Annotated in this window: 6 protein-coding genes; all 6 read left to right on the top strand. The window is 67.2% G+C overall.

Going from position 1 to position 6,679, the window contains the following annotated elements; translation table 11 throughout:
• The first annotated feature begins 104 nt into the window (after positions 1-104).
• The 6 genes from ACREPD_RS03345 to ACREPD_RS03370 all read left to right on the top strand — a co-directional run bounded on the left by ACREPD_RS03345 (position 105) and on the right by ACREPD_RS03370 (position 6,578).
• Positions 105-926, top strand: a complete 822-nt coding sequence (locus tag ACREPD_RS03345; protein ID WP_431597971.1) for a 2-keto-4-pentenoate hydratase — start codon at positions 105-107, stop codon at positions 924-926.
• Between the two features lie 37 nt (positions 927-963).
• Positions 964-1,968 carry a TRAP transporter substrate-binding protein gene (locus tag ACREPD_RS03350; protein ID WP_431597972.1) on the top strand — a complete coding sequence of 335 codons (1,005 nt, stop codon included), beginning with the start codon at positions 964-966 and terminating at the stop codon, positions 1,966-1,968.
• An 11-nt stretch (positions 1,969-1,979) separates the two neighbouring features.
• Positions 1,980-2,513: a TRAP transporter small permease gene (locus tag ACREPD_RS03355; RefSeq protein WP_431597973.1), complete on the top strand. Its 534-nt coding sequence runs from the start codon at positions 1,980-1,982 to the stop codon at positions 2,511-2,513.
• Between the two features lie 3 nt (positions 2,514-2,516).
• Positions 2,517-3,800, top strand: a complete 1,284-nt coding sequence (locus tag ACREPD_RS03360; protein ID WP_431597974.1) for a TRAP transporter large permease — start codon at positions 2,517-2,519, stop codon at positions 3,798-3,800.
• Positions 3,801-3,893: 93 nt separating this feature from the next.
• Positions 3,894-5,477, top strand: a complete 1,584-nt coding sequence (locus tag ACREPD_RS03365; RefSeq protein WP_431597975.1) for a family 43 glycosylhydrolase — start codon at positions 3,894-3,896, stop codon at positions 5,475-5,477.
• Between the two features lie 42 nt (positions 5,478-5,519).
• Positions 5,520-6,578 carry a LacI family DNA-binding transcriptional regulator gene (locus tag ACREPD_RS03370; RefSeq protein WP_421568257.1) on the top strand — a complete coding sequence of 353 codons (1,059 nt, stop codon included), beginning with the start codon at positions 5,520-5,522 and terminating at the stop codon, positions 6,576-6,578.
• Positions 6,579-6,679: the final 101 nt, after the last annotated feature.

Raw genomic sequence — 6,679 nt, forward strand, 5'->3', positions numbered from 1 at the left:
TGCAGGTTCTGACGCGCTGCACATTGCCAATGACACCGGTTTACCATATACAGCTCATCCAAGTGCTGTCGATGGGCAGTGCAACAAATCACCGGGAGACCCGCTTGAGCAACGATCAAGGCAAACAGGACCTGCCAGAACAAGGGTTGGGCGCCATCGCCCACGCGTTCGTCACGGCCCGCCGGCAGGGTCTGTCACTGCCAGACTTCCCGGGAAACATCCCGGAGGACCTGGTGACTGCGTATCAGGTGCAGGACCAGGCCATCGCGCTGTGGGACGATCAGGTCGTTGGCTGGAAGGTGGGCTTCATCGCCGCCGAACGCCGCGACGCCTCCGGCGACGACCGTCTGCTGGGCCCCATATTCTCTCAGCGGCTCTGGAATGCTACCGGTGGAACAGTGGATATCCCGGTGTTCGTCGGCGGCTTCGGCGCGGTCGAGGCCGAGTACGTGATCCAGCTCCAGCAGGACGCCCCGGCCGACAAGCTGCACTGGACCGCCGAAGAGGCCGAAGCCCTGCCCGCCAAGCTGTTCATCGGCGTGGAAGTGGCCAGCAGCCCCTTGGCCACAATCAACAAGCTGGGGCCGCGCGTGGTGGTGTCGGACTTCGGCAACAACAACGGCCTGGTGCTGGGCCCGGAAATTCCGGACTGGACGCGCCTGGACGACGCCGACCTGCGCGCCGAAACCCGTATCGAGGGCGAAGTGGTCGGCACCGGTGGCGCCACCCTGCTGCCGGGCGGCCTGCGCACGGCGTATGCCTTCGCGCTGTCCCGTTCGGCCCAGCGCGGGCGCCCGCTGAAGGCCGGCGACCTGATCGCCAGTGGCAACGCCACCGGCATTCATGACATCGCCGTAGGCCAACAGGCACTGATCCGTTTCGCCGGTTACGGCGACATTACCTGCAGGGCCATCGCCGCCGGGTAACCGTGCGGCCATGGCGAGTACGCTTGGGAGGGCGCAGATGATTACTCGCAGAAGTTTCCTTGCCACCAGTCTGGGCGCGCTGAGCGTGCCCGTGCTGACGGCATGTTCCGGCTCAGGGAGCAGCGCGCCCGATGGCGCGCGCCTGCTCACCGCCACCGATGTGCACGTGGCCGACTACCCCACCGTCACGGCGGTGAAGTGGATGGGCCAGCAGCTGGAAGCAAAAACCGGCGGCCGGCTGAAGCTGCGCCAGTACCACTCCGGCCAGCTCGGCCGCGAATCCGAAGCGATCGACATGGCCCGCTTCGGCGCCATCGACATCACCCGGGTCTACTCCGGCGCGCTCAACAACGCGTTCCCGCTGACCCAGGCGCTGTGCCTGCCCTACGTGTTCGAATCGGTGGCGCACATGCGCCGCGCGCTCGACGGCGGCGTGGCCGACACCGTGCTGCGTGGCTTCGAGAGCCGCGACCTGGTCGGCCTGGCCATCTACGATTCGGGCGCGCGCTGCTTCTACAACACCAAGCATCCCATCGTGGAGCCCAAGGACCTGCACGGCCTGAAGCTGCGCGTGGCATCGTCGGACATCTTCATCCAGCTGATGCGCCTGCTGGGCGCCAACCCGACCCCGATGTCGCTGGGCGACACCTTCTCCGGCATGGAGACGCACATGATCGACGGTGCGGAAAACAACATGCGCAGCTTCCATTCCAGCCGTCACTTCGAGGCCGCGCGCTACTGGTCGCAGAGCGACCACTCGTATGCGCCCGACGTGCTGCTGATGTCGCGCCGTAGCTTCGAAGCGCTCAGCCCGGAAGACCGACAGCTGGTGCTGCAGACGGCGCGCGAATCGGTCGGCGTGATGCGCCAGCAGTGGGATGCGTCCGAAAGCACCGCCCGCCAGGCGGTGGCCGACTTCGGCATCCAGTTCAACGAGGTCGACATGCCGGCCTTCCGCAAGGCCGCCGACCCGTTGCTGCAGCAGTACCTGCAGCAGCCGGCGCTGGCCGCGCTCACCCGTCGCATCCGCGACTTCGCCTGAGGCCCGCCGCGATGTCCGCCACGACTTCCGAAACCCTCGTCGACCCGCGCACGCTGCCGCAACGCGCGCTGGACCGTATTGCCGACGCTGCCATCTACGTTGCCGTACTCGCCCTGCTGGGCCTGGTGGTGGTGCAGGGCTGGCAGGTGTTCGCCCGCTACGTCATCAACGATTCGCCGAGCTGGACCGAGCCGGTGACCCTGCTGCTGCTGGCCACGGCGATGAGCCTGGGCGCAGCTACCGGCGTGCACACCCGCCGCCACTTCGGCTTCTTCCTGCTGGCCGCGCACATGGGCCCGAACCTGCGCCGCGCGGTGGATGTATTCGCCTCGCTGGTGGTGGCGGTGCTGGGCGTGGTGATTGCCTGGTGGGCAGCCGTGCTGCTGCTGGACGGGCTGGACATCAAGACCGCCGGCGCCAACCTGCCGCAGAGCATCAACTACCTGCCGCTGTCCATTGGCGGTGCGTTGATGGCGATCTTTGCAGTGAACCAGATGGTGCAGGCCGCGCAACCGGCGGTTGCCGACGCAGAAGGAGACCGCTGAATCATGGGCATTACGATTCTTTTCACCGTGTTCGCGGTGCTGCTGTTGTTGGGCGTGCCGGTGGCGTATGCACTGGCCGCCGCCGCGCTGGCCGGGCTGTGGTACCTGGACCTGCCGACGCTTGTGCTGGTGCAGCAGATCTCGGCCGGTACCGGGTCGGCCTCGCTGATCGCCATTCCATTGTTCATCTTCGCCGGTGAAATCATGATGCGCGGCGGCATCTCCGAGCGGCTGATCGCGCTGGCGTCGTCGCTGGTTGGGCGCATGCGCGGCGGCCTGGGCCAGGTGTCGATCCTGTCCTCGCTGTTCTTCGGCGGCGTGTCCGGTTCGGCGATTGCCGACGTATCGGCGGTCGGCGGCACGATGATTCCGCAGATGGTTAAGCGCGGTTACGACCGCGACTTCGCGGTGAATGTCAGCATCACCGCCGCGCTGGTGGCGCTGCTGGTGCCACCGTCGCACAACCTGATCCTGTTCTCGGCCGCGGCCGGCGGTGGCCTGTCCATTGCCGACCTGTTCGCGGCCGGCATCGTGCCCGCGCTGCTGATGACAGTGGCACTGATGGTCACCGGCTATGTGGTGGCGCGGCGCCGTGGCTACGGGGTGGAAGTGTTCCCGGGCTGGCGTGCGGTGTTGCTGCGCATGGTCTCCGCCCTGCCCGGCCTGGGCCTGGTGGCGCTGATCTTCATCGGTATCCGCGCCGGCATCTTCACTGCGGTGGAGAGCGCGGCGATCGCGGTGGTGTACGCCCTGCTGGTTACGACGGTGTTGTACCGCCAGCTCAACTGGCGCGAATTCCTGGGCACGGTGACCCATGCCGCGCGCAGCACCGGCGTGATCCTGTTCGTGATCGCCACCGCGGCCGTGTTCGGCTGGCTGCTGGCCTTCCTGCAGGTACCGGCTGCCGCGGTGGACTTCCTGCAGTCGTTCGCGCACAGCCAGTTCATGGTGCTGCTGATGATCGTGGTGATGCTGCTGTTGCTGGGCACCTTCATGGACCTGGCGCCGATGATCCTGATCTGCACGCCGATCTTCCTGCCGGTGGCCAAGGCCTACGGGATCGATCCGATCCACTTCGGCCTGGTGCTGGTGCTGACCGGCGGCCTGGGCCTGGTCACGCCGCCGGTGGGCTCGGTGCTGTTCATCGGCACGGCGATCGGCAAGATCAGCGTGGGCGAAAGCATGCGCTCGATCTGGCCGTTCTGGTTCGCGGCGGTGGGCGTGCTGCTGATCGTGACGTTCTTCCCGCAGCTGTCGCTGTGGCTGCCGGCACTGCTGCGCGCATAAGCGCCGCCTGCTGAACTGCACCGCGCGCTGGCGACAGCGCGTACCCGGGTTCCGCCCGCCGTGGCGGACCCGGTTCCGTACAAGGGAGACAAGATGCGCCTGAGTAATCTGTTGGCCACCCTGGCCACGGCCGGCCTGTTGTGGGCCAGCGCTGTCCACGCCGCCGACGTGCCCGCCCCCGCCTGGAAGCGCGGCATCGAAAACCAGCGCCAGGCCGACCTGGGCAACGGCACCTTCCTCAACCCGGTGTTCGCCGGCGACCGCCCGGACCCGTCCGTGCTGAAGGACGGCGACGACTACTACCTCACCCTGTCCTCGTTCGATGCCTACCCGGGCCTGCCGATCTGGCATTCGCGCGACCTGGTCAACTGGCAGCCGCTGGGCCATGCGATCACGAAGAACGTCGGCGCGATCTGGGCGCCGGACATCGTCAAGCACGGCGGCCGCTACTACATCTACTTCCCGGCGCGCACCGGCGAGACCCGCAGCAACTTCGTGGTCTGGTCCGACAACATCCGCGGGCCCTGGAGCGAGCCGGTCGACATCGGCCTGGGCGGCTACATCGACCCTGGCCACGCCGTGGGCGAAGACGGCAAGCGTTATCTATTCCTCAGTGGCGGCGCGTATGTGCAGCTGGCCGACGACGGCCTGAGCGTGGTCGGCAAGCCCAAGCATGTGTACGACGGCTGGAAGTACCCGGAAAGCTGGGACGTGGAGGCTTACGCGCAGGAAGGGCCGAAGATCAATTTCCACAACGGCTGGTACTACATGACCACCGCCGTGGGCGGCACCGCCGGCCCCCCGACCGGGCACATGGTGATCACCGCGCGCTCGCGCTCGATCCATGGGCCGTGGGTGAACGCGCCGAACAACCCGATCACCCGCACCCGCTCGGCCAGTGAGCCGTGGTGGTCGCGCGGCCACGCCACGGTGGTGGAAGGCACCGACGGGCGCTGGTGGATGATCTACCACGGCTATGAAAACGGCTATTGGACGCTCGGCCGCCAGGCGCTGCTGGAGCCGATCGAATGGACCGACGATGGCTGGTTCGTGGCCAAGGGCGGCGACCTGGGCCAGCCGCTGGCCAAGCCGTCGGGCGAGTCGGTGGGCCAGCATGGCATGGCGCTGTCGGACGACTTCAAGGGCCCGGCACTGGGCGCGCAGTGGTCGTTCTTCAATCCGGCCCAGGACGAGTACCGCCGCCTGGACTTCAGCGGCGAGGGGCTGCTGCTGCAGGGCAAAGGCCAGACCCCGCGCGACAGCTCCCCGCTGACCGCCATTGCCGGTGACCAGGCGTACCAGTTCGAGGTCGAAATGGACATCGAACCCGGTGCGGTCGGCGGCGCCCTGCTCTACTACAGCGACAAGCTGTACGTAGGCGTGGGCAGCAACGGCGAGAAGTTCATCATGCACCGCTATGGCGAGGAACGACCTACCCAGCTGGCGCCCAGCGCCAAGGGTGGCAAGCTGTGGCTGCGGGTGACCAACAACCGGCACATCGTCACTATCCATTCCAGTACCGACGGCAAAACCTGGCAGAAGTACCCGGTTCAGATGGAAGTCTCCGGCTACCATCACAATGTGGCCGGGAAGTTCCTCGCCCTGAAGCCGGCCCTGTACGCTGCCGGCGACGGCAAGGTCCGTTTCCGCCAGTTCCGCTACCGCGCCCTCGATTGAGTGGCGCCGGCAGCTTCCTTCGACCCCTTTCGGTTTGAACACATGTCACTGCGCACCAAGACCGACCCGCCACTGCACGGGTTGACCAAGGGCAAGGCCGCCACGATCAATGACATCGCGCGGCTGTCGGGTGTATCCAAGAAAACGGTTTCGCGGATCATCAACAACTCGCCACTGGTGCGCAAGGACACCCGCGACAAGGTCGAAGCGCTGATGCGCGAGGTCGGCTATACGCCGGACCCGCTCGCGCGCGGCCTGGCGTTCCGCCGCTCGTTCCTGATCGGCATGGTCTATGACAACCCCACCGCCCAGTACATCGTGGACATGCAGTACGGCGCGCTGGACGCGCTGCGCGGCTCCAGCTTCGAGCTGGTGGTGCACCCCTGCGATTCGCGCAGCCCCGGCTACATCGAGGGCGTGCGCCGCTTCGTGCAGCAGCAGAAGCTGCACGGGGTGATCCTGGTGCCGCGTGCGTCCGAAGACCAGGCGCTGGTGGACATGCTGGACGAGATCGGCTGCCGCTTCACGCGCATCGCCTCGCTGCCGCTGGACGACACCTCGCAGATGGTGGTCACCCACGACCGCGACGGTGCGGCCGAGGCCGCCGACTACCTGCTGTCGCTGGGCCACCGCGACATCGCCCTGGTCACCGGCCCCAGCGCCTATCGTTCCGCGCATGAGCGCACCGCCGGTTTCATCGATGCCCTCGCCCAGCGCGGCATCGAACTGCCGCCCGGGCGCATCGTGGAGGCCGGCTATACGTTCGAATCCGGCGTGGCGGCGGCCGAGAAGCTGCTGCTGGGCAAGCAGCGCCCGACCGCCATCTTCACCGGCAACGACGAAATGGCCGCCGGCATCTACAAGGTCGCGCTGCGGGCGGGCATCAACATCCCGCGCCAGCTCTCGATCATCGGCTACGACGACAGCCCGCTGGCCTCGCGCCTGTGGCCGTCGCTGACTTCCGTGCGCCGCCACACCCGCGACACCGGGCGCACGGCCGCGGCGATGCTGATCCAGCCCGATGGCCAGGCCGCGCTGCAGATCGCCAGCGTGCGCCCGCACCTGATCGTGCGCGATTCCTGCCAGCCGCCGGAGGATTGATCCCGAAGGCGGCAGTCTGGTCACGACCAACGGTCGTGACCTACCGGCAAGGCAGGTTGCCCGTTCGCCCCACCACGTAATTTCGCCCGGTAGGTCACGAC

Origin of the sequence: Stenotrophomonas sp., from assembly GCF_050737075.1 — a bacterium.
GTDB lineage: Bacteria > Pseudomonadota > Gammaproteobacteria > Xanthomonadales > Xanthomonadaceae > Stenotrophomonas.